At 71.3% G+C, this 24,595-nt stretch carries 24 protein-coding genes; 17 read left to right on the forward strand and 7 right to left on the reverse strand.

Features of this window, described 5'->3' with window-relative positions:
* Positions 1 to 105: 105 nt before the first annotated feature.
* The 9 genes from ACGFNV_RS43055 (at position 106) to ACGFNV_RS43095 (ending at position 7,809) form a co-directional block, all read left to right on the forward strand.
* Positions 106 to 750, forward strand: a complete 645-nt coding sequence (locus ACGFNV_RS43055) for an HAD family hydrolase (protein WP_393630712.1) — start codon at positions 106 to 108, stop codon at positions 748 to 750.
* A gap of 69 nt (positions 751 to 819) precedes the next feature.
* A complete protein-coding gene (locus tag ACGFNV_RS43060) occupies positions 820 to 1,536 on the forward strand; it encodes a VC0807 family protein (protein WP_393630714.1) in 717 nt (238 codons plus the stop codon).
* A 79-nt stretch (positions 1,537 to 1,615) separates the two neighbouring features.
* A complete protein-coding gene (locus ACGFNV_RS43065; RefSeq protein WP_393630716.1) occupies positions 1,616 to 2,830 on the forward strand; it encodes an MFS transporter in 1,215 nt (404 codons plus the stop codon).
* Positions 2,781 to 3,953: an acetoin utilization protein AcuC gene (locus ACGFNV_RS43070; protein WP_393630718.1), complete on the forward strand. Its 1,173-nt coding sequence runs from the start codon at positions 2,781 to 2,783 to the stop codon at positions 3,951 to 3,953. The genes ACGFNV_RS43065 and ACGFNV_RS43070 overlap by 50 nt, the downstream gene beginning before the upstream one ends.
* Before the next feature lie 93 nt (positions 3,954 to 4,046).
* Positions 4,047 to 4,862, forward strand: coding sequence for a phosphatase (locus tag ACGFNV_RS43075; protein WP_393630720.1), 816 nt, complete (start codon positions 4,047 to 4,049; stop codon positions 4,860 to 4,862).
* A 134-nt stretch (positions 4,863 to 4,996) separates the two neighbouring features.
* Positions 4,997 to 5,206 carry a helix-turn-helix domain-containing protein gene (locus tag ACGFNV_RS43080; RefSeq protein ID WP_093781815.1) on the forward strand — a complete coding sequence of 70 codons (210 nt, stop codon included), beginning with the start codon at positions 4,997 to 4,999 and terminating at the stop codon, positions 5,204 to 5,206.
* A gap of 165 nt (positions 5,207 to 5,371) precedes the next feature.
* Entirely contained in the window at positions 5,372 to 5,470 is a 99-nt protein-coding gene (locus tag ACGFNV_RS43085) for a 30S ribosomal protein bS22 (protein ID WP_003948845.1), read from the forward strand.
* A gap of 204 nt (positions 5,471 to 5,674) precedes the next feature.
* Positions 5,675 to 6,736 (forward strand): NAD-dependent epimerase/dehydratase family protein, encoded by a 1,062-nt coding sequence (locus ACGFNV_RS43090; protein WP_393630722.1) that lies wholly within the window; start codon positions 5,675 to 5,677, stop codon positions 6,734 to 6,736.
* Positions 6,737 to 6,750: 14 nt separating this feature from the next.
* Complete coding sequence (locus ACGFNV_RS43095; protein WP_393630723.1) at positions 6,751 to 7,809, forward strand: lysophospholipid acyltransferase family protein; 1,059 nt, start codon at positions 6,751 to 6,753, stop codon at positions 7,807 to 7,809.
* Between the two features lie 72 nt (positions 7,810 to 7,881).
* On the opposite strand, the gene ACGFNV_RS43100 is transcribed toward ACGFNV_RS43095, so the two are convergent.
* The 3 genes from ACGFNV_RS43100 to ACGFNV_RS43110 all read right to left on the reverse strand — a co-directional run bounded on the left by ACGFNV_RS43100 (position 7,882) and on the right by ACGFNV_RS43110 (position 11,428).
* On the reverse strand, positions 7,882 to 9,114 hold the full coding sequence (locus ACGFNV_RS43100; RefSeq protein ID WP_393630725.1) for a DUF5667 domain-containing protein: 1,233 nt from the start codon (positions 9,112 to 9,114) through the stop codon (positions 7,882 to 7,884).
* Between the two features lie 246 nt (positions 9,115 to 9,360).
* A complete protein-coding gene (locus ACGFNV_RS43105; RefSeq protein WP_393630727.1) occupies positions 9,361 to 10,194 on the reverse strand; it encodes an ECF subfamily RNA polymerase sigma factor, BldN family in 834 nt (277 codons plus the stop codon).
* 301 nt (positions 10,195 to 10,495) lie between these two features.
* Entirely contained in the window at positions 10,496 to 11,428 is a 933-nt protein-coding gene (locus tag ACGFNV_RS43110) for an HAD family hydrolase (RefSeq protein WP_393630729.1), read from the reverse strand.
* A 103-nt stretch (positions 11,429 to 11,531) separates the two neighbouring features.
* Here ACGFNV_RS43110 and ACGFNV_RS43115 point away from each other — a divergent pair, with 103 nt between their 5' ends.
* The 5 genes from ACGFNV_RS43115 to ACGFNV_RS43135 all read left to right on the forward strand — a co-directional run bounded on the left by ACGFNV_RS43115 (position 11,532) and on the right by ACGFNV_RS43135 (position 17,241).
* Entirely contained in the window at positions 11,532 to 11,801 is a 270-nt protein-coding gene (locus ACGFNV_RS43115; protein ID WP_393630838.1) for a glutaredoxin family protein, read from the forward strand.
* Positions 11,802 to 12,081: 280 nt separating this feature from the next.
* Positions 12,082 to 12,849, forward strand: a complete 768-nt coding sequence (locus ACGFNV_RS43120; RefSeq protein WP_393630731.1) for a redox-sensing transcriptional repressor Rex — start codon at positions 12,082 to 12,084, stop codon at positions 12,847 to 12,849.
* Complete coding sequence (locus ACGFNV_RS43125; RefSeq protein WP_393630732.1) at positions 12,846 to 14,585, forward strand: glutamyl-tRNA reductase; 1,740 nt, start codon at positions 12,846 to 12,848, stop codon at positions 14,583 to 14,585. The genes ACGFNV_RS43120 and ACGFNV_RS43125 overlap by 4 nt, the downstream gene beginning before the upstream one ends.
* Positions 14,582 to 15,541 (forward strand): hydroxymethylbilane synthase, encoded by a 960-nt coding sequence (gene hemC / locus ACGFNV_RS43130; protein ID WP_393630734.1) that lies wholly within the window; start codon positions 14,582 to 14,584, stop codon positions 15,539 to 15,541. The genes ACGFNV_RS43125 and hemC overlap by 4 nt, the downstream gene beginning before the upstream one ends.
* Positions 15,538 to 17,241: a bifunctional uroporphyrinogen-III C-methyltransferase/uroporphyrinogen-III synthase gene (locus tag ACGFNV_RS43135; RefSeq protein ID WP_133933062.1), complete on the forward strand. Its 1,704-nt coding sequence runs from the start codon at positions 15,538 to 15,540 to the stop codon at positions 17,239 to 17,241. The genes hemC and ACGFNV_RS43135 overlap by 4 nt, the downstream gene beginning before the upstream one ends.
* A gap of 18 nt (positions 17,242 to 17,259) precedes the next feature.
* On the opposite strand, the gene ACGFNV_RS43140 is transcribed toward ACGFNV_RS43135, so the two are convergent.
* The gene (locus ACGFNV_RS43140; protein WP_393630736.1) at positions 17,260 to 18,654 is read right to left on the reverse strand and encodes an FAD-binding oxidoreductase; all 1,395 of its coding nucleotides are present in this window, start codon (positions 18,652 to 18,654) and stop codon (positions 17,260 to 17,262) included.
* Positions 18,655 to 18,833: 179 nt separating this feature from the next.
* Between ACGFNV_RS43140 and hemB the strand changes: the two genes are divergently transcribed.
* On the forward strand, positions 18,834 to 19,832 hold the full coding sequence (hemB, locus tag ACGFNV_RS43145) for a porphobilinogen synthase (protein ID WP_393630738.1): 999 nt from the start codon (positions 18,834 to 18,836) through the stop codon (positions 19,830 to 19,832).
* On the opposite strand, the gene ACGFNV_RS43150 is transcribed toward hemB, so the two are convergent.
* Positions 19,826 to 20,542: a DUF4232 domain-containing protein gene (locus tag ACGFNV_RS43150; protein ID WP_393630739.1), complete on the reverse strand. Its 717-nt coding sequence runs from the start codon at positions 20,540 to 20,542 to the stop codon at positions 19,826 to 19,828. The two genes, hemB and ACGFNV_RS43150, sit on opposite strands and share 7 nt — an antisense overlap.
* A 214-nt stretch (positions 20,543 to 20,756) precedes the next feature.
* On the opposite strand from ACGFNV_RS43150, the gene ACGFNV_RS43155 reads away from it, so the two are divergent.
* Positions 20,757 to 22,142 (forward strand): helix-turn-helix domain-containing protein, encoded by a 1,386-nt coding sequence (locus ACGFNV_RS43155; protein WP_393630741.1) that lies wholly within the window; start codon positions 20,757 to 20,759, stop codon positions 22,140 to 22,142.
* Here the strand turns inward: ACGFNV_RS43155 and ACGFNV_RS43160 are convergent.
* Complete coding sequence (locus ACGFNV_RS43160; RefSeq protein WP_393630742.1) at positions 22,088 to 22,291, reverse strand: hypothetical protein; 204 nt, start codon at positions 22,289 to 22,291, stop codon at positions 22,088 to 22,090. The two genes, ACGFNV_RS43155 and ACGFNV_RS43160, sit on opposite strands and share 55 nt — an antisense overlap.
* Before the next feature lie 266 nt (positions 22,292 to 22,557).
* Here ACGFNV_RS43160 and ACGFNV_RS43165 point away from each other — a divergent pair, with 266 nt between their 5' ends.
* Positions 22,558 to 23,763 (forward strand): PLP-dependent aminotransferase family protein, encoded by a 1,206-nt coding sequence (locus ACGFNV_RS43165; RefSeq protein ID WP_393630744.1) that lies wholly within the window; start codon positions 22,558 to 22,560, stop codon positions 23,761 to 23,763.
* A 15-nt stretch (positions 23,764 to 23,778) separates the two neighbouring features.
* Here the strand turns inward: ACGFNV_RS43165 and ACGFNV_RS43170 are convergent, their stop codons facing one another.
* Complete coding sequence (locus ACGFNV_RS43170; protein ID WP_393630746.1) at positions 23,779 to 24,567, reverse strand: DUF4253 domain-containing protein; 789 nt, start codon at positions 24,565 to 24,567, stop codon at positions 23,779 to 23,781.
* Positions 24,568 to 24,595: the final 28 nt, after the last annotated feature.

The raw sequence follows: 24,595 nt of genomic DNA on the forward strand, positions 1-24,595 counted from the left end.
GTACTGCAGGGGGGACCCTGTGGGAGAGTAGGACGCCGCCGAACAATTATTGGGAAAACCCCCGCACCTCACGGTGCGGGGGTTTTCTGCGTTTAGGCTCTGGATATGCGCTACGACTTGGTGATCTTCGACAATGACGGTGTCCTCGTGGACAGCGAGCCGATCTCCAACCGGCTGCTGGCCGCCTATCTGACGGAGCTCGGGCACCCGACCTCGTACGAGGACTCCATCCGTGACTACATGGGCTCCGCGATGCATCGGATCCACGACCTGGTCCTGGAGCGTACGGGGGAGCGGCTGCCGGTGGAGTTCGACGACGTCTTCCACAGACGGGTGTTCGAGGCGTTCGAGCGGGAACTGCGGCCCGTGGCCGGCGCCGTGGACGTACTGGAGAAGCTGGCCGCGGACGAGGTGCCGTACTGCGTGGCGTCTTCGGGAAGTCATGAGCGGATTCGGGTGGGGCATCGGACGACCGGACTGGACCGGTGGTTCGAGGAGTCGCGGATCTTCAGTTCGCAGGACGTCGGGAAGGGGAAGCCGGCTCCCGACCTGTTCCTGCACGCGGCCGAGCGGATGGGGGTCGTGCCGGGCCGCTGTGTCGTCGTGGAGGACTCCCCGCTGGGCGTGCAGGCGGCCGTTGCGGCCGGGATGGACGTGTACGGGTTCACCAGGATGACGCCTGCCGCCAAGCTGGCGGGAGCCACCCAACTCTTCTCCGACATGGGGGAGTTGCCGGCTCTGCTCAGCTGACATTTGTCATGCGGAGCACCGGACGATCGTTTCTACTGCCCGACCCCCGCCGGGGGCGAAGCTAAGGGCATGACGACGAACTCGGTTTCCCAGGGGCAGGACATGAAGAAGAACTTCGCGCCGCTGATCGTGGACGTGGCGGTGCCGCTCGGTTCGTACTACCTGTTCAAGGACGGCTTCGGGATGAGCACCTTCGCGGCGCTCGCCTGGAGCAGCGTGGTGCCGGCTCTGCGGACCGTCTGGAGCGCGGTCAAGGAGCGCAGGACCAACGCGCTGGCGGGGCTGATCCTCGTCGTCAACATCGTGTCGCTGCTGCTCAGCTTCGTCTCCGGCGACCCGCGGCTGATGCTCGCCAAGGACAGCGCGGTCAGCAGCACCGTCGGGATCGGGATCCTGGTGTCCTTGGCGCTCGGGCGGCCGATGATGACCGAGGGGATGAAGCCCTTCCTGGTGAAGGGGAACGCGGCCAGGCAGGCCGCCTGGGAGCGGCTGGAGTCGGGTGTCACGGCCCGCGCGGTGGACTTCCGGCGCAGGGAGCGGGTCTTCTCGCTCGTCTGGGGTGTGGTGCTGCTCGCCGAGTGTGTCGCGCGGATCGTGGGCGCGTACACCATCCCCGTGGACACCATGGTGTGGCTCGGCGGGGTCGTCATGGCCGTCTCGATCCTGATCGGTGTCCTGGTCAGCGGGCGCCTGGCGGCCGGGCCGATGGAGGCCATGGTCACCGAGGAAGCCAAGGACGAACAGGCGAAGGTGACCGGGATTCAGGAACTGGAGCTCGCCATCTAGCTCCACCGGGCAAAGCTGAGGAGAACTCATCTTTGGCTGGATCTACCCACGAGTACGTCGGGGCCCTACGCTCGCCGCCATGACAGATGTGCTGCGGCGCGGTAGGGCCTCTTTGGCGTTGAGCTTCTTCGTACAGGGCGTCGCCTTTGCTCTGCTGGTGACCCGGATCCCGGCCATCCAGGACCGGTACGGCGTCTCCGACGCGCTGTTGCCCGCGTTCCTCGCCGCGGTGCCGGTCCTCGCCGGCGTCGGCAGTGTGACGACCGAGAAGCTGGTGCGGCGCGTGCGGCCCAGCCGGGTGCTGCGCTGGGTCCAGCCCGTCGTGCTCCTGGCGCTGCTCGGCGTCGGCGCGGGGGAGAACATGGCCGAGCTGGGCATCGCCCTCGCGGCCTTCGGGCTCGCCGTGGGTGGGCTGGACGCCTCGATGAACATGCTCGGGGTGAGTCTGCAGCGGACGTACGGGCGCAGCATCATGCTGAGTTTCCACGCGGCGTACAGCCTGGGCGGGATCGTGGGGGCCTCGCTGGCGTGGGTGGGGGCGCACTGGGACCTGGCGCTGTTCGTGTCGTATCTGCCGGTCGTGGTGGTGCTGTTGCCGGCGGCCTTCGTGGGGAGCCGGTGGTACGTCGACGCGGGGAGCGCGCCGGTCGAGGTGAAGGACGAGGCGGAGGGCGGGCCCGTCGTCTTCAAGGTGCTGTTGCCGCTGTGTCTGGTGATGACGATCGCGTACATCGGCGACTCGACGGTGTCCAACTGGAGCGCGAAGTACCTGCAGGACGTGCTGGGGAGTTCCGAGCAGATGGCGACGGTGCCGTACAACGTGTACATGGTCACCACGCTGCTCGGGCGGGTCATCGGGGACTTCGGGGTGCGGCGGTTCGGGGCCGTGGCGGTGGTGCGGGGTGGGGCGGTGGTTGCGGCGCTCGGGTTCGCGGTGGTGGCCGGGGCACCGGGAGCCTGGGTCGGGATGCTCGGGTTCACGCTGCTGGGGGTGGGGCTGTGTGTGCTGGTGCCGCAGACGTTCGCGGCGGCGGGGCGACTCTTCCCGGGGGCGTCGGATGCTGCCGTGGCGCGGCTCAATGTCTTCAACTACGTGGGGTTCCTGATCGGCTCGCCGTTGGTGGGGGCGCTGGGGGACGCGTGGACGTATCGGGGGGCGATGCTGGTGCCGATGGTGTTGGTGCTGGTGACGTTGGTGTATGCCAGGTCGTTCGCGGCTCAACCGGACCGATACGGTGGCGGGCATGAGCGGCCGAGCACAGCTGATGTGGGACGAGGCGGTAACGGGCTATGACTTCGGCCCGGAGCATCCGATGGATCCGGTCCGGCTCGCCCTGACGCGGCGACTGGTCGACGCCTTCGGGCTCGACCGGGAGGTGGACGTCGTGGCGGCGAAACCGGCGGGGGAGTCGACCTTGCGGCTCGTCCACCGGGAGGACTACATCGAGGCCGTGAAGCGGGCGTCCGCGGATCCGAGGTCGGCGGACGGGGCGTACGGGCTGGGGACGATGGATGATCCCGCCTTCGCCGGGATGCACGAGGTGTCGGCTCTCATCGCCGGGCAGTCGGTGGGGGCGGCGGAGGCGGTGTGGCGGGGGGACGCGCTGCACGCGGTGAACTTCGCGGGTGGGCTGCATCATGCGATGCCCGGGGGCGCGTCGGGGTTCTGCATCTACAACGACGCCTCGCTGGCGATCGCCCGGCTGCTGGAGCTGGGGGCCGAGCGGGTCGCCTACGTGGATGTCGACGTGCATCACGGGGACGGGGTGCAGGCGGCGTTCTGGGAGGACCCGCGCGTGCTGACGATCTCCCTGCACGAGCATCCGCGGACGTTGTTCCCGCAGACGGGGTGGCCGGAGGAGACCGGGGCGGATTCGGCCGAGGGCAGTGCGGTGAATGTGGCGCTGCCGGCGGGGACGGGGGACGCGGGGTGGTTGCGGGCGTTCCACGCGGTGGTGCCGGAGCTGATCGCCGATTTCCGGCCGCAGGTGTTGGTGACGCAGCACGGGGCCGATACGCACTTCGAGGATCCGTTGGCGCATCTGGCCGTGTCGCTGGACGCGCAGCGGGCCGTGCAGGTGGCGTGTCATGAGTTGGCGCACGAGTACGCCGGGGGGAAATGGGTCGCGTTGGGGGGTGGGGGATACGCCGTGGTGGAGGTTGTGCCGCGCTCGTGGACGCATCTGGTGGGAGTCGCCGCGGGGCGGCCCGTGGAGCCGACGGCGGTGATTCCTGAGGGGTGGCGGCAGGAGGTGTTCGCCCGGACCCGGCAGTTGGGCCCCGGGCGGATGACGGACGGGCGGTGGCCGGTGTCGTGGGCCGGGTGGGAAGCGGGGTACGACCCTGCGGATCGGCTGGACCAGGCGGTGCTGGCCACGCGGCGGGCGGTGTTTCCGTTGCGGGGGTTGTTGGCGTAGGCGTGCGGCTGAGCGAGCCGGCAGTACGCCAACCGTGCGGTGTTTCCCGGGTTCCCGGGGTGGCTCCTGCTGCCTTCCGTCAGCATCGGTCTCGTGTTGAGTGCTGGGGCTTTACGCGCGCATCTGCTGGCCGCTCGACTGGCTGGGCCCGTGGCGACCTCTCGGGAGGTGAGTCTGCGGAGTTATCGGCTGTTCGCTGCTCGGGATCCTCGGGCGTTGATCGGGATTGATCCGGAGTGGTCGTGGGGGGAACGGGATCTGCTTGAGTTGATGGCGGACAAGTGTGGGGTTTCGGCCGATCCTGAGTACAGGACCGGCCATGATGTGATTGACCCGGAGCGGACGCTGGCCGCTCTGGACGCCTTCGCGGAGCGGCTCTCCGCGGCTGCCCGGCGTGGTGCGAACGTGCTTCTCGGGACCGGGCACCCGCACCGGCTGCTCGGTTTCTACGCCGCCTTGGCGGACGCCTTGTCGTCAGTCGGATGTACCGTCCTCACACCGGCGCAGGGTCGCTGTGTCGACATAACGACCCGGTTCGGCCTACGCACGTACAACCTTGATTACGTACGAGGTGTCGCCTTCGTACGAGACCCCGCGGCGCAGCGCCCCGGTTGTGAGACCGGCGCACACACCCACTCGCCCCTCCCGGTTCGGACCGCGCTGGCTGCGGCCGCGGAGGCCGGCGGGCCGTTGCCCGAGCTGGTGATCGGGGACCACGGCTGGGCCTGCGGAGCAGGTCAGCTGGGGTTCGAGGCCATCGGGCTCGCCGACACGGACGACCCCGCGCTGTTCGTCGGGGAGGCGGAGGGGGCCGTATCCGTGGTCGTTCCACTTGATGACGCTGTGCGGTCTCCTTACTACCGTCCGCTGACCCGCTACGTACTCAATCGAGCGTGTCTGTCACAGTAGGCCGCCGATGGGTGCACCTCTTCCCCACTCGCATCACCCGCCCCTACATTGGGGAGTGAGCACGCAGCGACGAAGAGTCACCGGAAGGGGAAGCCGGTGGCCGACGAGTCGAGTGCGGAAGGTTCAGGTGTGACATGGCTGCAGGCGAGAGGCCTCTGAACGAGGTTCAGTTCCTTACCGTGGCGGAAGTCGCCTCGGTGATGCGAGTGTCGAAGATGACCGTGTACCGGTTGGTGCACAGCGGTCATCTGCCCGCGATCCGGGTCGGGAGGTCTTTCCGCGTCCCGGAGCAAGCGGTTCACGAGTACCTTCGCGAGAGCTACGTGGGGGTGGAAACCGCCTGAGCGGCGTCGCTGGGGGGATCCGCACCGGCAGTACAGGGCACCTCGGGATCCCCTCGGCAACCCTCGATTCGGCCCTCAGCGCTCGGACGGGTAGGCTAGCCCCTCGTAGGTCGTATGGGCCCATGGCGCCCAGCACCGAGTGATGAGAAGTGAGCGAGGGTAGTCGTGGGCTCTGTTATCAAGAAGCGGCGCAAGCGGATGGCCAAGAAGAAGCACCGCAAGCTGCTCAAGCGCACGCGCGTCCAGCGTCGTAACAAGAAGTAAGTTACGCACGCGACGCAGCGAGAGCGTGTTGTGGCCCCCCACCGGTTCCAGGTGGGGGGCCACTCGTACGTACGGGGGTTCCCGCCGCCCCGTGCGTCAGGCGGTCATCACAGCGCAACACCGAACCGCTAAGTTGGCCCGCAGACGGGGAACTCGGCAGCGTGTGCGCAGCTGAAGGACGACGGCGGAAGGAAGGCGCTGATCTTGGGCAAGGTCGTGCTCGTGACCGGAGTGGCCCGTCAGTTGGGTGGCCGTTTCGTACGACGGATCCAGCGTGACCCTCAGGTGGACCGGGTCATCGCCGTGGACGCGGTCCCGCCCGAGCATCATCTGGGCGGCGCGGACTTCATCCAGGCCGACATCCGGCAGCCCACCATCGCGCGCGTGCTCGCCGAGACGGGCGCCGACACGGTCGTCCACCTCGACGTCACCGGGACCGCGCTGGGCGGCGGCAGCCGGGCCACGGTCAAGGAGACCAACGTCATCGGCACCATGCAGCTGCTGGGTGCCTGTCAGAAGTCCCCGAACGTGAAGCGGCTGGTCGTGAAGTCCAGTACGAACGTGTACGGGTCCGCGCCCCGCGATCCGGCGGTGTTCACCGAGACGACCCCGCCGAAGTCGCTGCCGAGCGGCGGCTTCGCCAAGGACACCTGCGAGGTCGAGGGCTATGTGCGCGGGTTCGCGCGGCGGCGGCCCGACGTGGCCGTGTGCGTGCTGCGGTTCGCGAACATCCTGGGGCCGACCGCGGAGACACCGCTCGCCGCGTACTTCTCGCTGCCGGTCCTGCCGACGGTGTTGGGCTACGACCCGCGGTTGCAGTTCGTCCACGAGGACGACGTCATCGAGGTGCTGCGGATCGCCTCGCACGAGCCGGTGCGGGGCACGCTCAACAGTGGCACGTTCAACATCGCCGGCGACGGTGTCCTGCTGCTCTCCCAGTGTTCCCGGCGGCTGGGCCGTCCCACCGTGCCGCTGCTGCTGCCCGCGGTCACGTGGACGGGGTCCCTGGTGCGTACGCTGGGGATGACGGACTTCTCGCCCGAGCAGATCCGGCTGCTGACCCACGGCAGGGTCGTGTCCACGGACCAGATGCGCGAGACGCTGGGGTTCAGGCCGAAGTACACGACCGCAGAAACGTTCGCGGACTTCGCGCGCAGCCGTGGGCCCGGACTGTTGCCGCCGGAGGCCCTCGCGGGGGCCGTCGACCGGATCGCCGGGCTGCCCGTGCCGGGCAACGGCCACCTCCCGACGCAGAGCGCCAACTGAGGAGCGCATCAACGATGGCGGACGCCAAGGTCATTCCGTTCGACGACGACCGGTCCCGTGGGGCTGCCGTGCAGCGGCCGTCGCGGCGCCGGAGCGGGGGGAACAGGCGCAAGGGTGGCGAGCAGCCCGCGGTGGTCCGCGAGGTCCAGCCCCTGCCCAGCAGGCCTTCCGCGCAGGATGATGTTCCTGTGACACGTGAGGAACAGCCGCAGGAGCCGCGGACGGACACCGGTGGTGGTCTGGAGCGGCGGGTCGCGAGCGGCCTCGCGTTCCTGCGGCGCCGGCTCACCGGTGACTACGAGGTCGACGACTTCGGCTACGACGAGGAGCTGACCGACCAGGTCCTGATGTCGCTGCTGCGCCCGGTGTACGAGAAGTACTTCCGGGTCGAGGTGAAGGGCGTCGAGAACATCCCGGCCGACGGGGGCGCGCTGATCGTCGCGAACCACTCCGGGACGCTGCCGCTGGACGGGCTGATGATGCAGGTCGCCGTCCACGACCAGCACCCCGCGGGCCGGCATCTGCGGCTGCTCGCCGCCGACCTGGTCTTCGTGCTGCCCGTGGTCAACGAGCTGGCCCGGAAGCTGGGGCACACCCTGGCCTGTGCGGAGGACGCCGAGCGGCTGCTCAGTGAGGGTGAGCTGGTGGGGGTGATGCCGGAGGGCTTCAAGGGCATCGGCAAGCCCTTCAGCGAGCGTTACAAGCTCCAGCGGTTCGGCCGCGGCGGGTTCGTCTCCACGGCTCTGCGGCAGGGGACGCCGATCATCCCGTGCTCGATCGTCGGCGCGGAGGAGATCTACCCGATGATCGGCAACGCCAAGACCCTCGCGCGGGTGCTGGGCTTCCCCTACTTCCCGCTGACCCCGACCTTCCCCTGGCTCGGCCCCCTGGGCGCGATTCCCCTGCCCACCAAGTGGACCATCCAGTTCGGCGAGCCGATCCCCACGGACGGCTATCCGCCGGAGGCGGCGGAGGACCCGATGCTGATGTTCAACCTCACGGACCAGGTGAGGGAACAGATCCAGCACACGCTCTACAAGTTGTTGGTGCAGCGGCGGTCGGTGTTCTTCTAGACTCCAGCGGGCCCCTTTGGGTACGGCGATGGGGGCGCCCCTCCCGCAAGGGGCGCCCCCATCGCCGTTCTGCTACTCGGTGTCCTCGCCGTCGATGCCCAGGCCGGGCAGGAGGCCCGGGAGGAGGGGTGGGAGGGTGACGTCGGGTGCGGGGGTGGGGGTCCTGCTCTCGGACGGGGAGGCGGTGTCGGGGGACTGGGTCGGGTCGAGCAGGCCGCCCGTGTTGCCGCCGATGAGGCTGTCGGCCTCGCCGCTGGAGGGGGTCGACTTGCCGGGGCTGCCGGCGCGGCCGCTGTCGGACGCGCTGCTGCCGGTGCTGGGTGCCGCGGGCCGGCCGGAGTCCGACGTACCGGAGGAGGCGGGCTGGGAGCCCTGGCGCCTGCCGGTGCTGCCGGGCTGGGCCGTGGGCTGCGGGAGCAGGGACTGCAGCGGGGCGACCTCTTCGTCTATGGCGTCGAACACCGACGACACCTGATCACTGACGTCCCCGAGCTGTACGGGCAGCCTCTCGCGCAGCGCGCCCCACGCCTCGCGGTGCGAGCGGGAGAAGGCGGAGAGGGCCCGCATGGGGCCCAGGGAGCCGGGGTCGCGCTCGTACGCCTCGTGCAGCAGGCGATGGCCCTCGGAGGCGTCGTGCTGCATGCCCGACAGCGCGCGGCGGATCTCGCCGAGGGACTCGTGGTCCAGATGGCCGCCGCGGTCGCGTTCCATCAGCCTGCGGGCCTCGCTGAGCCGGGTCGAGGCCTGGTCGAGGTAGGCCTCCCCCCGTTCGCTGTCGCCCTCGGCCAGGTACTGGAGTTTGAAGTCCTCGATGCCGCGCTTGAGGCCGTAGAGCGAGTCGCCGGGCAGCGCGTCCGAGCTTGCCGCTGCGACTCCGCCGAAGGCGCCCGCGGCGACTCCGACGCTGAGCCCGCCCGCGGTGAGCCCCTTGGCCAGGCGTGAGCGCGGACGCAACTTGCCCAGTCCGGTCGCCCGGTGCGCACCCCGGCTCCGATGGGAACGCTGCTCGGGTACCGAAGGGTCTGCCGCCTCGCCTCGCGCGGTGCCCTCCTGCAGCATGGCCTCGAACGCGGCCACGAGCTGGGCCCGCTGAACGACCTTGACCTCGGGGTCCAGCTCCGGTTTGGGCAGCTCGCCGAGACCGGTGGTGAGGGCCAGAAGGCGGCCCTGCTCGGTCCGTTCGGCGGCGCCGGGTGCCGGTGCCGGTGCCTCGGGCTGCGCGGCCGCCGTGTCCCGGTCGGACTGCTCCTCCAGGGCCTGGGCGAAGGCGTTCGCCCGCCGGTGCGCCGATACGTTCGCGATCACTGGCGGCACCTCCTCTCGTCATGACGGTCGACTCCCCAGGGGGTCCTGAGGGTTGCACGCCCTGACCGCAACCACACGAATGAGTGATTGAACTCGGCCAGGGAGTGACCACAGGGAGTCTGCATCCCGCACAACGAGCGGCTTGGCACTTGGGTTACGGACGGCGGATGATCCGACCGCGAATCCAACCCACTTTCACCGAGGGTGAGTTGGAGAGCGCGGAGCGTGCGCCTTCGGCGGACGCCCTCAGCGGGCGTCGTCCGGCAGGAGCCGGGCGAGGGTGCGCACGGCGCGGTACTGGAGGGTCTTGATGGCGCCCTCGTTCTTGCCCATCACGCGGGCGGTCTCGGCGACGGAGAGGCCCTGGAGGAAGCGGAGCGTCACGCACTCCTGCTGCTGGGGGTTGAGCCGTCGTACGGCGTCGAGGAGGGCGGCGTTGGAGAGGGACTCCAGGACGGAGTCCTCGGGGGAGCGCTCGACCTCGTTGGCGTCGAGCATCTCGCCGGTGGTCACCTCGAGCCGGAAGCGGCTCGACTTGAAGTGGTCGGCGACCAGGTTGCGGGCGATGGTGACGAGCCAGGCGCCGAAGTCGCGGCCCTGCCAGGTGAAGGTGCCGATGCGGCGCAGGGCGCGCAGGAACGTCTCACTGGTGAGGTCCTCGGCGGTCGCCTTGCCGCCGACGCGGTAGTAGATGTAGCGGTAGACGGTGTCGCTGTACTGGTCGTAGAGCCGGCCGAAGGCGTCGGCCTCGCCGGCCTGGGCGCGCTCGACGAGGTCCATCATGCGGGCGCTGTCGCTGTCGGCGGCCGGTCGGCGGGCGGTGGCCGCGCCGGTGGAACGCCCTCGTCTGCCGCCCGCCCGCCCGTCACCCGACCGCCGCCCCTCACTGACGGCGCTGCGCGCCGACACCTCCTCGATGCCGTCGGCGAGTGCGTAGCACGGGCCGACGGGCGCGGCGGTGGCGAAGGCGGGGGCGGCGTACGCGGTGGGGACGAATCCGCGCAACAGGCCTTGGACCGTAGCGACCGTTGCGCGCAGCGTAGCCAGGCCCGAGGCGTCAACCCCGACGTGTGGGTACACGGGACTCCCAGAGGCAGAGCTTGCATCACGTGCAGTGCGGAACCATTCACCCGTCGTAGCGACGGAGGGGTACCGGTTTGCGTCTGAGGAGAATAACGCTTCGTACAGGCCTTGCTACGCCCAGTTGCTCAAATCATCGATTACGTCGCTTCTGTAACCGATTGACGCCCGATCAACTACCGGAGAGTGATCGGTTGTTGATCGGAAAGGTTCGGATTCCGGGTGGGTCCGGGGCGTGTTGTGGCGGTGTCCGGACAACAGGACTGGCCGGAGGGGTGCGGGGGTACAACCGTTGGAATTGTTATCGGCGTCGGCGGTGCAGGGCGATCGCCGCGGCCGTGCCGCCGGCCACCGCGCCGACGCCCGCCGCCGCGGGGATGCCGACCTTCGCGGCCTTGCGGCCGGTGCGGTAGTCCCGCAGGCGCCAGTCCAGCTCGCGGGCGTGCCTGCGCAGCTTGGTGTCCGGGTTGATCGCGTAGGGGTGGCCCACCAGCGACAGCATCGGGATGTCGTTGTGCGAGTCGCTGTAGGCCGCGCAGCGGGAGAGGTCCAGGCCCTCCGCCGCCGCCAGGGCGCGCACCGCCTCCGCCTTCGCCGGGCCGTGCAGGGGCTCGCCGACCAGCTTGCCCGTGTAGACGCCGTCCACCGACTCGGCGACCGTGCCCAGGGCGCCGGTCAGGCCCAGGCGGCGGGCGATCACCTGGGCGATCTCGACCGGCGCGGCTGTGACCAACCACACCTTCTGGCCGGCGTCCAGGTGGGCCTGGGCGAGGGCACGGGTGCCGGGCCAGATGCGCTCGGCCATGTACTCGTCGTAGATCTCCTCGCCGATCGACTGCAGCTCGGAGACGCGGTGGCCCTTGACGATGGACAGCGCAGAGTCGCGGGCGTCCTGCATGTGCTCGGGGTCCTCGATCCCGGCCAGCCGGAACCACGCCTGCTGCCAGGCGAACTTCACCAGGTCGCGGGTCTCGAAGAACTTCCGCTTGTACAGGCCCCGGCCGAAGTGGAACAGGGCGGCGCCCTGCATCACGGTGTTGTCCAGGTCGAAGAAGGCGGCGGCCCGGTCGTCGCCGAGGACCGGGAACTCCGGTTCCTGGTCGGCGCGGTCCGGCCCGACGTCCAGTGCGTCCTGCGAGGACTTGCGGGCGGCCTCCGCCGAGGCTTCGCCAGCCAACACGCTCCGCGCCGTGGCGGAGCGCCTACGGGGAGTGAGCCATCCGAGAGCGGCCATGAGCGTGAGCATAGCCAGTTTGTTCGGTGGTTCCGGAGTCGAGAGGTTTGAAGCCTGTGAACTCTCCGGGGCCGGGCCGTTAAGGAAGCGCGAGAATGGCGGCATGAGTCCCCTTTTTCGTCGTAGCGCCCCCAGGGAGCGCCTCGTCACCCTCATTCGGAAGCCCGGTTGCCATCTGTGTGATGACGCACAGGTCGTGGTCGAGAAGGTGTGCGGTGATCTTGGGGTCCCCTGGGAGGGCAAGGACATCACTCAGGACGCCCGACTCCATGACCAATACTGGGAGCAGATCCCGGTCGTGCTCGTCGACGGAAAGCAGCACACCTTCTGGCGCGTGAACGAGGAACGGCTCAGGAAGGCACTGACCGACTAGTCCAACTGGTCGGCAAACTCGCTTAGGATCGATGGCGGCTTGGTCTCGGGGGCGGGATTCGTGAGGAGAGTGTGCGGTTTTGCCCCCAGGAGAAGAGGAGCGGTGGCGCCCGTGCGCCGGTTCCGTGCGAGTGCGCCGGGGGCGCGTGACCCCGGTCACGTTGGCCGGGCAAATCGGACACCATCTTTGTGCACGCGTTCACAAAGACATAGCCTGCATTCGACGGGGCGGTCATGGCACGTCTGACCGCCTGCAGCCCCGCTCTACCCGCAGGAGCACCGTGGCAACTGGCCGAACTCACCGACCGGCGACCCGTAGCCGAGGGATTCCCGAGGCCACCGTCGCCAGGCTTCCGCTGTACCTCCGCGCCCTGACCGCACTGTCGGAGCGCTCGGTACCCACGGTCTCCTCCGAGGAGCTCGCGGCCGCCGCGGGGGTCAACTCCGCGAAGCTGCGCAAGGACTTCTCCTACCTGGGCTCCTACGGCACCCGAGGTGTCGGCTACGACGTCGAGTACCTCGTCTACCAGATCTCCCGCGAGCTGGGCCTCACCCAGGACTGGCCCGTCGTGATCGTCGGTATCGGTAACCTCGGCGCCGCCCTCGCCAACTACGGCGGGTTCGCCTCCCGTGGCTTCCGGGTCGCCGCCCTCATCGACGCCGACCCCGTGATGGCCGGCAAGCCCGTCGCCGGGATCCCCGTGCAGCACACCGACGACCTGGAGAAGATCATCCAGGACAACGGCGTCTCGATCGGAGTGATCGCGACCCCCGCCGGCGCCGCCCAGCAGGTCTGCGACCGGCTCGTGGCCGCCGGGGTCACCTCCATCCTGAACTTCGCGCCGACCGTGCTGTCCGTCCCGGACGGCGTCGACGTGCGCAAGGTCGACCTCTCCATCGAGCTGCAGATCCTCGCCTTCCACGAGCAGCGCAAGGCCGTCGAGGAGGCCGCCGCGTCGACCGACGGCGCCGGCCCGGTCGCCGCCGCCCGCAAGGAGTCCGCCGACAAGGGGCCCGACGGGGACGTCCCCGCCGTGATGCCGGCATGAGTCTCCTCGTCGTCGGACTGAGCCACCGCAGCGCCCCCGTCAGCGTCCTGGAGAGGGCCTCCCTCAGCACGGACGCCCAGCTCAAGCTGCTCCAGGACACGGTCGCCGCCGAACCGGCCACCGAGGCCGCGGTGCTCGCCACCTGCAACCGCATCGAGCTCTACGCCGACGTGGACAAGTTCCACGCCGGTGTCGCCGAGCTGTCCACGCTGCTCGCCCAGCACAGCGGGGTCGGCCTGGAGGAGCTCACTCCCTATCTCTACGTGCACTACGAGGACCGGGCCGTCCACCACCTGTTCTCGGTGGCCTGCGGCCTGGACTCCATGGTCGTCGGCGAGGGCCAGATCCTCGGCCAGATAAAGGACTCCCTCGCCCGCGCCCAGGAGCTGCACAGCGCCGGACGCCTGCTGAACGACCTGTTCCAGCAGGCCCTCAGGGTCGGCAAGCGCGCCCACTCCGAGACCGGCATCGACCGCGCCGGACAGTCCCTGGTCACCTTCGGCCTGGAGCAGCTGGCCGCGGGCGCCGATGTGCAGGGCTGGGCCCACGGCAAGAAGGCCCTGGTCATCGGCGCCGGCTCCATGTCCTCCCTGGCCGCCGCGACCCTCGCACGCGTCGGGGTCGCCGAGATCGTCGTCGCCAACCGCACCCAGGACCGCGCCGAACGCCTCGCCCAGATACTGGCCGAGGGGGACGACACGGACGTGCTGGCCCGCGCGGTACCGATCGAGTCGGTGCCGGTCGAGCTGACACGTGCCGACATCGCCGTCTCCTGCACCGGCGCGACGGGACTAGTCCTCACCGCCGGGGCGGTCGCGCAGGCGGTCGAGGGCCGCACCGGTGAGCCCGTCGCGGACACCGGCGAGGACCCGCGTACCCACCTCGACGGCGACGACCGTCGTACGACCTCCCCCCGCGCGGACGTACGGGACACCCCGCTGCCGCCCGCCACGGTCGGGGCCGACGAGAACTGCCCGCTCGACCTCGGCGCCGTGCAGCCGGGCTTCTCCGTGATGGGGGAGGCCGCCGTGGCCGGGATGGACGCGGCGACGCTGGAGCAGCACGCCGCCTGGGCCGCCGGTACCTCCGTGGACCGTCGCGAGGCCGCCCGCCGCAGCCCCGAGGCCGACGCCGAGCTGATCACCGCGCTCGCCGCGACCGCGGCCACCCTTGGCCGCATCCCCGAGCGTCGCAGGCCCGAGCCGGTCGTCGAGGCCCCGCGCCCCGAGCCCGTCCTCTTCCTCCTCGACCTCGCGATGCCCCGCGACATCGACGCGGCCGCGCACCGCCTCGCCGGGGTGCGCCTGGTCGACCTCGAGTCGCTCGCCGAGGCGTCCGCGGACGCTCCGATGGCTGCCGACGTCGACCAGGTCAGGCGTATCGTCTCCGACGAGGTCGCGGCCTTCGGGGCGGCGCAGCGGGCGGCGCACATCACGCCGACCGTGGTCGCCCTGCGCACCATGGCCGCGGACGTCGTCGCAGGCGAGATCGCCCGACTGGAGGGGCGGCTGCCCGGCCTCGACGACAAGCACCGCGCGGAGATCACCCAGACCGTGCGACGCGTCGTCGACAAGCTGCTGCACGCGCCGACCGTACGGGTCAAGCAGCTCGCGGCCGAGCCCGGCGGCGCCGGGTACGCGGACGCGCTGCGCACCCTGTTCGACCTCGACCAGGAGACGGTCGCCGCCGTGTCCCGGGCCGAGGACAGCACCGAGAAGAACCGAGGGCCGGCATGAGTACCAGGGCGCTGAGGCTCGGGACCAGGCGGAGCAAACTCGCCATGGCCCAGTCCCGGCAGGTGGCGGACGCCGTGAGCCGGGTGACCGGACGGCCCGCCGAGCTCGTCGAGATCACCACCTACGGCGACACCTCCCGCGAACACCTCGCGCAGATCGGCGGCACGGGTGTCTTCGTGACCGCGCTGCGCGACGCGCTGCTCAGGGGTGAGGTCGACTTCGCGGTTCACTCGCTGAAGGACCTCCCGACCACGCAGCCCGAGGAGCTGGTGCTGGCCGCCGTCCCGGTGCGCGAGGACCCGCGTGACGTCATCGTCGCCCGGGACGCCCTGAAGTTCACCGACCTGCCCCGCGGGGCACGCATCGGCACCGGTTCACCGCGCCGGATGGCGCAGCTGAACGCGTACGCACGCGGCCACGGGCTGGACATAGAGGCGGTCCCGATACGTGGCAACGTCGACACGCGCATCGGATACGTCCACAACGGCGAGCTGGACGCCGTGGTGCTGGCCGCCGCCGGACTGAACCGGATCGGCCGGAGCGACGAGGTGACCGACTTCCTGTCGGTCGACACGGTTCTGCCCGCCCCCGGCCAGGGGGCTCTGGCGATCGAATGCGCCGCCGACCAGGCGGAACTGATCGCCGCGCTCGCCGAGCTCGACGACCCGTTCACACGGGCCGCCGTAACGGCCGAGCGGTCACTGCTCGCCGCCCTGGAGGCCGGCTGCAGCGCCCCTGTGGGCGCGCTGGCCGACCTTCTGGCCGACGGGCAGATTGTCAAGGAAATGCGCCTGCGCGGCGTCGTCGGGACCACCGACGGCACTCGCATGGTGCAGCTGTCCACCACCGGTCCCGTGCCCGAGACGCACGACCGGGCAACGGCGCTCGGTCGCGAACTCGCAACCGAGATGCTCGCCCAGGGCGCGGCCGGTCTGATGGGGGAGCGAGCACATTGAGCCCCACCACCCTTCCCGCCGGTCCGGAACACGGGCACGTCACCTTCCTCGGTGCCGGACCCGGGGATCCGGGACTACTGACTCTGCGCGCCGTGGAGGCGCTGGCCAACGCGGACGTCCTGGTCGCCGAGCACGAGGTGCTCGACGTCGTACGCGTCCATGCCAGGCCGGGCGTCTCCGTGGTGAACACGGAGGCGGATCCGTCATCGGACCCGGTTCCGGGCACAGGCGCGCCTCAGCTGACGGTCGTTGACGGCTCGTCAACAACCGTTCCGATCCCCGTGGTGCGGGATGCCGCACATCTTGTCATGGAGGCCGCGCGGGGCGGCAGGCGGGTCGTCCGTGCGGTGTCCGGGGACCCCGGACTCGACACGTACGCCGCCGAGGAGATGCTCGCCTGCGCCGCCGCGGGCGTGCCCTTCGAGGTCGTACCCGGTGTCGCCGCGGCCGTCGGCGTGCCCGCGTACGCCGGTGTCCCGCTGCGGGACGCGCAGGGCACCGACGTGCGGTTCGTGGACGCCCGTACCGCCTCCGACCGGTGCTGGACCGAGGTCGGGGCGTCGGACGGGACCGTCGTCGTCTCCACGACGCTGGACTCCGTGGCCGCCGCGGCGGGTGAGCTGGTGGCCGCGGGCCGCAAGCCCGACACCCCGATGACGGTGACCGTCGCCGGTACGACCACCCGGCAGCGGACCTGGACCGCGACCCTCGGCACCATCGCGCAGACGCTGAAGCAGGCGAAGGTGCTGCCGTCGCCCGAGGGCGGCCGGCCGGTGATAGCCGTGGTCGGTGAGCGTTCCTCCCCCGCCCAGCGCGACCAGCTGGCGTGGTTCGAGTCCAAGCCGCTGTTCGGCTGGAAGGTGCTCGTGCCGCGCACGAAGGAGCAGTCGGCGGCGCTCTCCGACCAGCTGCGGTCCTACGGCGCCGTGCCGCATGAGGTCCCGACGATCGCCGTCGAGCCGCCGCGCACGCCCCAGCAGATGGAGCGCGCCGTCAAGGGCCTGGTGACGGGCCGCTACGAGTGGATCGCCTTCACCTCGGTCAACGCCGTCAAGGCCGTGCGGGAGAAGTTCGAGGAGTACGGGCTCGACGCGCGCGCCTTCGCCGGGATCAAGGTCGCCGCGGTCGGGGAGCAGACCGCCAAGGCGCTCGTCGCGTTCGGTGTGAAGCCCGACCTGGTGCCCAGCGGCGAGCAGTCGGCGGCGGGGCTGCTGGAGGACTGGCCTCCCTACGACCCGGTGTTCGACCCGATCGACCGCGTCTTCCTGCCGCGTGCCGACATCGCCACGGAGACGCTGGTCGCCGGGCTCATCGAGCTCGGGTGGGAGGTCGACGACGTCACCGCCTACCGGACCGTGCGGGCGTCGCCGCCCCCTGCCGACACACGGGAGGCGATCAAGGGCGGTGGCTTCGACGCCGTTCTCTTCACGTCGTCCTCCACCGTGCGCAACCTCGTCGGCATCGCCGGCAAGCCGCACAACGTGACCGTGATCGCCTGCATCGGCCCGGCCACCGCGAAGACCGCCGAGGAGCACGGCCTCCGGGTGGACGTGATGGCTCCCGAGCCGTCCGTGCACAAGCTCGCGGAGGCGCTGGCGGACTTCGGGATGCGGCGCAGAGCCGCCGCGCTGGAGGCCGGGGACCCGGTGACGCGGCCGAGCGAGCGCAGGCCGGGGGCTCGGCGGCGGCGCAGCACGTGAGGGTGTGACCGCTCGCGGTCAGGCCACGGTCGGTGTGACCGTGTGGCCGTAGCGCAGCAGGTTGCCTGGGTCGTACGTCGTCTTCGTGCGGCCCAGGCGGGCGTAGACCTCCGGGGTCCAGGCGCGGGCGCGGTCGCGTTCGTCGCCGGGGGTGCCGTGGATGTTGACCATGGTGAGGCCGGTGCCGTGCGGGGCCATCGCGTGGTTCAGGGAGAGGGTGGCCGTCTCCACCGCCGCCGCGGCCTCCGGTGAGACGAGGACGCCGACCGTTTCCAGGAAGTAGCTGGCGTCGCGGGCGCAGATCGCGTCCTCGACGCGGGCGGGGCGGGCGAGTTCGCCGCCCAGGTGGCGCAGCTCCACCAGGAGCAGGGGGTAGTCGGTCATGGCCGGCCCGGCCTCGGACAGGAACGTGTCCACCGCGTCGGGGGTCAGATCGCGCAGCAGGGCGCAGGACTCGCGCGCGGGAAGGGGATCCTGCGGCTCCATGTAGATGCGGTCCACGTCCGTGCAGTCCATCTCCTCCACCGTGTCGACCGTGACCGGCGCCGCCTCACGGATCGGCGCCAGCCGTGCCTGCCCCTCCGCCACGTCGCCGGTCCAGGCCACCGCCACGCGCGCCCAGAAGCCGCCGCGCAGGGGCTCGGGGATCGCGGGCAGCGGGGGCAGGCGCAGCAGCGAGAACGCCGAGTTCATCTCGACGGGCAGCGTGGGCGTCCAGTTCGCCCAGGTGCGCAGCAGGGCCTCCGCGTGCTCGCCGGGGCAGTAGATGCCGCCGCCGAGGACGCGGGACAGCGGGAGCAGGTCGAAGGTCATCTCCGTCACGATGCCCACGTTGCCCTTGCCGCCGCGCAGCGCCCAGAACAGGTCGGGATCGTGGCCCGCGTCGACCTCGTGCAGCGTCCCGTCGGGCGTGACGAGCCGCAGCGAACGGACCAGGTCGGCCGCGTAGCCGTAGGTCCGGCCCAGGAGCGGGAGGCCGCCGCCCAGCGTGTAGCCGACCACGCCCGCGTCCGTGGACGTGCCGCACAGCGCGGCGAGCCCGTGCGGGGCCGCCGCCTCCAGGACATGGCTCCACCTGGCGCCGGCGGCCACCGTCGCCGTGCGCTCGCGCGGATCGATCCGTACGTCCGTCATGCGGGCGGTGGTGATCAGCAGGCCCCGGTCGATGGGGTAGTTCGCGCCGTGACCGGTGGCCTGGACCGCCACGGGGGTGGCGGTGGCGGTGGCCCAGCGCAGCGCGCCCACGACGTCGTCGGCGCAGGTCGCGCCCACGACGACGTCCGGGGTGTGGGCGGCCGCCAGGTTGAAGCCGGTCACTTCGGCGACGTAGCCGTCCTCCCCGGGGCGCAGCACCGGGCCGCGCACGCCGGAGAGGGCGAACAGGTCGGACGGGGTGTGGTGGGTCGCGGTCATCGCGGGCTCCGTGGGGCGGCTACGGACGTACGGCGGATCCCCCGAGCTGGTGAGACGGGCACTTCCAGCATGGACCCGGGGGGTGGCCCGCGCATGTGCGGCGGCCGCGTCCCCGGCCGGCCCTTGTCCCCGACGGGCGGTCGGCAAATGTGCCCTTCGGGCGGGCGTAGCGTAGACGCATGACGAAGTACGGATCCTTCCCCGGCACGCGTCCCCGTCGGCTGCGCACCACGCCCGTCATGCGGCGCATGGTCGCCGAGACCCGGCTGCACCCCGCTGACTTCATCCTGCCCGCGTTCGTGCGGGAGGGCGTCAGCGAGCCGGTGCCGATCGCCGCGATGCCCGGCGTCGTGCAGCACACCCGCGACAGCCTGAAGAAGGCCGCGCTGGAGGCGGTGGAGGCCGGGATCTCCGGGATCATGCTCTTCGGGGTGCCGGAGGAGTCGAAGAAGGACGCGCAGGGCACGCCGGGGACCGACCCGGACGGGATCCTCCAGGTCGCCCTCCGCGACGTGCGTGCCGAGGTCGGCGACGACCTGCTCGTCATGTCCGACGTGTGCCTCGACGAGACGATCGACCACGGGCACTGCGGGGTCCTGGACGCCCAGGGCCGGGTCGACAACGACGCGACCCTCGAGCGGTACGCCGAGATGGCCCAGGTCCAGGCCGACGCCGGCGCGCACGTCGTCGGGCCCAGCGGGATGATGGACGGCCAGATCGGCGTGATCCGCGACGCCCTGGACCAGATCGGGCGCGAGGACGTGGCGATCCTTGCCTACACCGCCAAGTACGCCTCCGCCTTCTACGGCCCCTTCCGGGAGGCCGTCGGCTCGTCCCTGAAGGGCGACCGCAAGACGTACCAGCAGGACCCGGCCAACGCACGGGAGGCCCTGCGCGAGCTGGCGCTCGACCTGGAGGAGGGCGCCGACATGGTCATGGTCAAGCCGGCCGGCCCCTACCTGGACATCCTCGCGCGCGTCGCCGACTCCGTGGACGTCCCGGTCGCCGCCTACCAGATCTCCGGCGAGTACTCGATGGTCGAGGCCGCCGCCGAGAAGGGCTGGATCGACCGCGACCGGGCGATCCTGGAGACGCTGACCGGCATCAAGCGGGCCGGTGCGCAGAACATCCTGACCTACTGGGCCGTCGAGGCGGCCCGGCAGCTGACCGCTCAGTAGGACAGCGCCTCGTCCATGTCCCGCAGCCAGTACGTGACCGCCAGGGAGCTGTCGTAGTACACGCCCTTGGCGGGCAGGGCCGGGGTCGCGGACGCGCCGCCGCTGCTGTTGGGGGTGCGGCCCTGGAAGGCGACCGTGAGCTTCTTGGCGGTCGTGCCGCCGTCGCCGCTTCCGTCGGCGGCGGAGAGCAGGGCACCGGCGTAGCCGGACTCACCGGGCGCGAGGGTCGTCACCGCCTGCGGATGCGACTCCTCGATCGGCTGCGGCACCCACTGCATCTCGTCGAACCGGAGCACCGGGAAGTACGTCAGGTCGCAGACCTTGGAGCCCGTGTTCTTCACCGTGATCAGCATGTGGTTCAGGGGACGCGGCACCGGCTGGGCGGTGACCCGGGTGTTGGAGCCGTTGCACATGACGCGGTTCTCCGGGGCGTACGGGTCGGACGTGCGGGACGTGCCGGACGAGTCCTTGGAGGCCGGCGTCTTCGCGGCGGGCGTCCTCGTGTCCGAGACCTGCGTCCCGCCTTGCGTCCCGCCCAGCGTGTCGCCCTGCGTGTCGGTGGCTCCGCCGGAGGTGGTCGCCGTCACGGGAGCCGTGGGCTGCGCGGCGCCCTCGTCCTTCGTGCCCGTGCCGTTCCCGCACGCGGTGAGTGCGATGGCGGCGAGAGCGGCACCGGTGGCGGCGAGCAGGCTGACACGGCGTGTACGCATGGCAATTCCTCTTCCGAAACAGGATGGTTGAAGCAGGCCGCTCGACCGGGGTCCGGGAGTGGCGTGCTTGGATGGCAACAGCCTGTGGGGTGATCCGTCCCGCCCGCCACGACCAGCGGACGATCGGGGAAGATGGAACGCCCGCACCGGCTTTGAACTGGTGAAATGCCCCTTCCCTGGAACGTGGGAATGGGACATGGGGAGGGAAAGAACAGTGTCTGACGGGGCTGCCGCGAGCGAGTTCGCGGAATTGCTGGTGGAACTGAAGGAACGCTCCGGGCTGAGCTACGGGACGCTCGCCAGACGGCTCCACATGAGTACGTCGACGCTGCACCGGTACTGCAAGGGGGATGCCGTACCGGCGGAGTACGCGCCCGTGGAGCGGTTGGCGCGGTTGTGCAAGGCGTCGCCGGACGAGCTCGTCGAACTGCATCGGCGGTGGGTGCGGGCGGATGCGTTTCGGGGGCGGAAGGGGCCTGAGGCCGGCCCGGCTGCGGCTGCTTCTACTGCTGCTGCGCCCGCGCCGGCGCTTGTGTCGGAGCCCGAGCCCGAGCCCGTGCCGGATCCGCAGCAGGAGCAGGAGCAGGAGCAGGAGCAGGACCCCGAGCCCGAGTCGCCCCGCGTGGTCCCTTCAGGTCGCAGGCGCACCCGTACCGCGCTTGTCGCCGGTGTCGCCGTCGCCGCCGTACTGGGGGCCGTCACGCTGGCGGTGAGCCTGCCGTCGGGGGATTCGGACGACGGGCGGCGCGGTGCCGCAGGGGCCGTTTCGGCGCAGGGGCGGGAGGCGGGGAGCGCGGGCGCGTCGGAGGGCGCGGCCAAGGCTTCCCGGTCGGTGTCGCCGTCCACGTCCACGAGTGCGTCCGCGTCCGCGTCGGGCTCCCGCTCGCCGTCCGCCTCCCCCTCCGTGTCGCCCTCGCGTGAGGGTGGGAAGAAGGGCGGCCCCGGTGCGGGTGCCGCGAGTGACGCCAAGAAGGGCACCAAGGCCGGCCCGGCGCCGCTGACCGTGGCCGTCCGGCCGTACGCCTGGGACACCCCCTGCTCCCAGCACTACCTGATCGACCGGGCACCGGAGCGGGTCTCGCCGCCGCCCCTCGAGCAGGACGCGCCCGCCTGGGCGGCCGCGCACGGTGCCGTCGCGTCGGGGGAGCAGTTCGTCGCGCTCACCGTGCAGGGCACCGGCGAGGAGACCGTGGTCATCAACGACCTGACGGTCCGTATGGTCGGCAAGCGCACGCCTCTCGCGTGGAACGACTACGCCATGGGCTACCCGGGTGTCGGCTGCGGCGGCGGCGTGCCGGCCCGCTTCTTCACCGTCGCCCTCGACGCGATGCGGCCGTCGGTCGAGCCCGCGGAGGGGAACCGGGACTTCCCGTACAAGGTGAGCGAGTCGGACCCGGAGGTCTACTACATCCTGGCGGACGCCTCCGCGTACGACGTGAGTTGGTACCTGGAGCTGGCCTGGTCCAGCGGTTCGCGGCACGGCACGCTCGTCGTCGACGACAAGGGCAGGCCGTTCCGTGTGAGCGGCGACAACGGGCGGCCCGCCTATGAGTTCCCGCTCGGCGGCGCCGCGTGGGTCAAGGCCGGGACCACCTCGTAGGCGGCGGACGGCGGCTGGGACAGCCCCGCGTGCGACGGTCCCTCGTCGCGCAGTCCCTCGCCGTCCCGGCAGCCCGTGAGGGCGAGCGCGGCGAGGGCGGTCAGGGCGGCGGCGAGCAGACGGGGGCGGGCGGCGCGGCGTGCGGGCATGACGGCCTTCCGGACGAGGAGCGCGTGGGACGGTCACAGGATGCGTCGTGCGCCGGGCCGGAGGCCACGGTCTCGGCGCGATTCGGGACGCTGGAACCCCGCTCACCTCCCTGACCTGCGGAGATCATGGCGCCCTGGGACGCCGGACGGGACGCCGGTCGCGGTGGGCGTGGCCGGTGTCCGGATGGCGGAAATGCCGGTGTAGGCAGCATGCATCTCCGTAGGCTGCGGGCACGCGAGGTACCCGCAGCCGAAGGAGCCGTGTCATGACCGTCGCCCCCACGCCCCCGACCGCTTCACTCCCGCCCCTCGCGGCACGCACCCGGGCGATCGGCGGCTCGCCCGTACGGGACATCCTCGCGGTCACCGCACGCCCCGAGGTGATCAACTTCGCGGGCGGGCTGCCCGCGCCCGAACTCTTCGACCGGGAGGGCATGGCCGCGGCCTTCCGCGAGGTGTTCGAACGGACACCGGAACGGGCCCTGCAGTACTCCACGACCGAGGGCGAGCCGGCGCTGAGAGAGCGGCTCGCGGCGCGGAACACCGCACGCGGGCTGCCGACCGCCGCCGACGACCTCATCGTCACCACCGGCTCCCAGCAGGCACTGTCCCTCCTCGCCGCCGCGCTGATCGACCCCGGCGACACCGTCCTCGTCGAGGACCCCTGCTACCTGGCGGCCCTCCAGGTCTTCGGCCTCGCGGGGGCCCGCGTGGTCGCGGTTCCCACGGACGCCGACGGCGTCGACCCGGACGCGCTCGCCGCGGCGGTGCAGCGGGAGCGGCCCAAGCTCCTCTACACCGTGCCGACCTTCCAGAACCCCACCGGCCGCACCATGCCGGTCGAACGCCGGGCCGCGGTCGCCTCCGTCGCCGCGCGGCACGGCCTGTGGATCGTCGAGGACGACCCGTACGGTGAGCTGCGCTACGACGGCGAGCGCGTCCCGTGGATCGCCGCCCACGACGACGCCCGCGACCGCACCGTCCTCCTCGGCTCCTTCTCCAAGGTCATGGCACCCGGCCTGCGCCTCGGCTGGCTGCGCGCGCCGGCGGAGCTGCGCCGGGCCTGCGTGGTCGCCAAGCAGGCGGCCGACCTGCACACCCCGACCCTCAACCAGCTGGCCGCGGCACAGTACCTGTCCGAGGGCGACCTCGACGGGCATGTGGCCCGCGTGGCCGGTGTGTACGGCGAACGACGGGACGCGATGCTCGCCGGGCTCGCGGAGGCGCTCCCGGCGGGCTCGACCTGGTACCGCCCCGAGGGCGGCATGTTCCTCTGGGCCCGGCTTCCGGACTCGTACGACACGACGGCCCTGCTCGCCGAGGTCGTACGGCACGACGTGGCCTACGTGCCGGGCGCGCCCTTCTACGCGGGCGAACCCGACCGCTCCACCCTCCGGCTCTGCTTCGTGACGCAGACGCCGGAGGAGATCGGGGAGGGGCTGCGCAGGCTGGGGAAGGGACTCAGGGGATAGGCCGGTGCGCCGCTCTCAGTCCCACCAGAAGGTCCAGGTGGTGCGCTCGTCGAGCAACTGACGGGCGTACGCGGCGAAGGTGCCGTCGTGCTGCTGGAGGACGTTGTCCGGGCACAGGGCGAAGTGCTCGGCGGCGACGGCCTCCGCCTCGGCGCGGGAAGTGGGCGGAGCGGCGACGGAGAGGACCAGCCGGTCGAAGCCGATGCCCACGACGCGTATGCCGAAGCGGTCCTCCCAGGAGCGGAGCACAGCGCAGAGCTGGGCGACGTCGTCCACGTAGTTGAGGGGACCGGTCCAGCCGAGGGCGGCGGGGATGTCGGCGGAGCGGCGGGCGGGAACCAGGGCGAGATGCGGTTCCTTGAACCAGGCACGGCCCCCGGCGAGGGTGTCGGCGACCTCGGCGGCGCGGGTGTCCGGATCGGCGGCGAGGGCGGCACCCCCGGTCAGCCCGGGCCACTCGTCGTCCTCGGCCGCGTACTCCTCCCACAGCTCGGTGAGGACCTCCTCCGCGTCGTGGTCCCCCGGATACGACACGCCGTCCGGCATCAACTCCCACTCCTCGGGGCCACCCTGGCTGCCCCCGAGGTCGACCAGCACGGGCAGCAGCCCGGCCCGCCCGGCGGGCACACCCAGCGCCGTCCAGTTGCCGGAGGACGCGGACTGCTCGGCGTGCCACAGCAACGGCTCGTGCCACGGCCCCCCGTCCGTCGCGTCGATCAGTCTTCCGAGGGGAAGCCGAAGCCCGAGCCCACGTCCACTCGGATCAGCCGCCAGCTTGGGCAGCGGGTTGGGAAGAGTCGCCATACCGGTGACTGTAGGGGTGCCCACTGAC

It is taken from the genome of Streptomyces sp. NPDC048751 (assembly GCF_043198595.1).
In the GTDB taxonomy this organism is placed as follows: Bacteria; Actinomycetota; Actinomycetes; order Streptomycetales; family Streptomycetaceae; genus Streptomyces.

What these genes read in the sequence shown, in the direction of transcription:
- ACGFNV_RS43095 (WP_393630723.1), top strand. Translation starts at nt 6,751, where the DNA reads ATGGCGGACGCCAAGGTCATTCCGTTCGACGACGACCGGTCCCGTGGG.
- ACGFNV_RS43070 (WP_393630718.1), top strand. Translation starts at nt 2,781, where the DNA reads ATGAGCGGCCGAGCACAGCTGATGTGGGACGAGGCGGTAACGGGCTAT.
- ACGFNV_RS43110 (WP_393630729.1), bottom strand. Translation starts at nt 11,428, where the DNA reads ATGGCCGCTCTCGGATGGCTCACTCCCCGTAGGCGCTCCGCCACGGCG.
- ACGFNV_RS43165 (WP_393630744.1), top strand. Translation starts at nt 22,558, where the DNA reads ATGACCGTCGCCCCCACGCCCCCGACCGCTTCACTCCCGCCCCTCGCG.
- hemB (WP_393630738.1), top strand. Translation starts at nt 18,834, where the DNA reads ATGACGAAGTACGGATCCTTCCCCGGCACGCGTCCCCGTCGGCTGCGC.
- ACGFNV_RS43125 (WP_393630732.1), top strand. Translation starts at nt 12,846, where the DNA reads ATGAGTCTCCTCGTCGTCGGACTGAGCCACCGCAGCGCCCCCGTCAGC.
- ACGFNV_RS43055 (WP_393630712.1), top strand. Translation starts at nt 106, where the DNA reads ATGCGCTACGACTTGGTGATCTTCGACAATGACGGTGTCCTCGTGGAC.
- ACGFNV_RS43140 (WP_393630736.1), bottom strand. Translation starts at nt 18,654, where the DNA reads ATGACCGCGACCCACCACACCCCGTCCGACCTGTTCGCCCTCTCCGGC.
- ACGFNV_RS43170 (WP_393630746.1), bottom strand. Translation starts at nt 24,567, where the DNA reads ATGGCGACTCTTCCCAACCCGCTGCCCAAGCTGGCGGCTGATCCGAGT.
- ACGFNV_RS43065 (WP_393630716.1), top strand. Translation starts at nt 1,616, where the DNA reads ATGACAGATGTGCTGCGGCGCGGTAGGGCCTCTTTGGCGTTGAGCTTC.
- ACGFNV_RS43160 (WP_393630742.1), bottom strand. Translation starts at nt 22,291, where the DNA reads ATGCCCGCACGCCGCGCCGCCCGCCCCCGTCTGCTCGCCGCCGCCCTG.
- ACGFNV_RS43150 (WP_393630739.1), bottom strand. Translation starts at nt 20,542, where the DNA reads ATGCGTACACGCCGTGTCAGCCTGCTCGCCGCCACCGGTGCCGCTCTC.
- ACGFNV_RS43115 (WP_393630838.1), top strand. Translation starts at nt 11,532, where the DNA reads ATGAGTCCCCTTTTTCGTCGTAGCGCCCCCAGGGAGCGCCTCGTCACC.
- ACGFNV_RS43060 (WP_393630714.1), top strand. Translation starts at nt 820, where the DNA reads ATGACGACGAACTCGGTTTCCCAGGGGCAGGACATGAAGAAGAACTTC.
- ACGFNV_RS43080 (WP_093781815.1), top strand. Translation starts at nt 4,997, where the DNA reads ATGGCTGCAGGCGAGAGGCCTCTGAACGAGGTTCAGTTCCTTACCGTG.
- hemC (WP_393630734.1), top strand. Translation starts at nt 14,582, where the DNA reads ATGAGTACCAGGGCGCTGAGGCTCGGGACCAGGCGGAGCAAACTCGCC.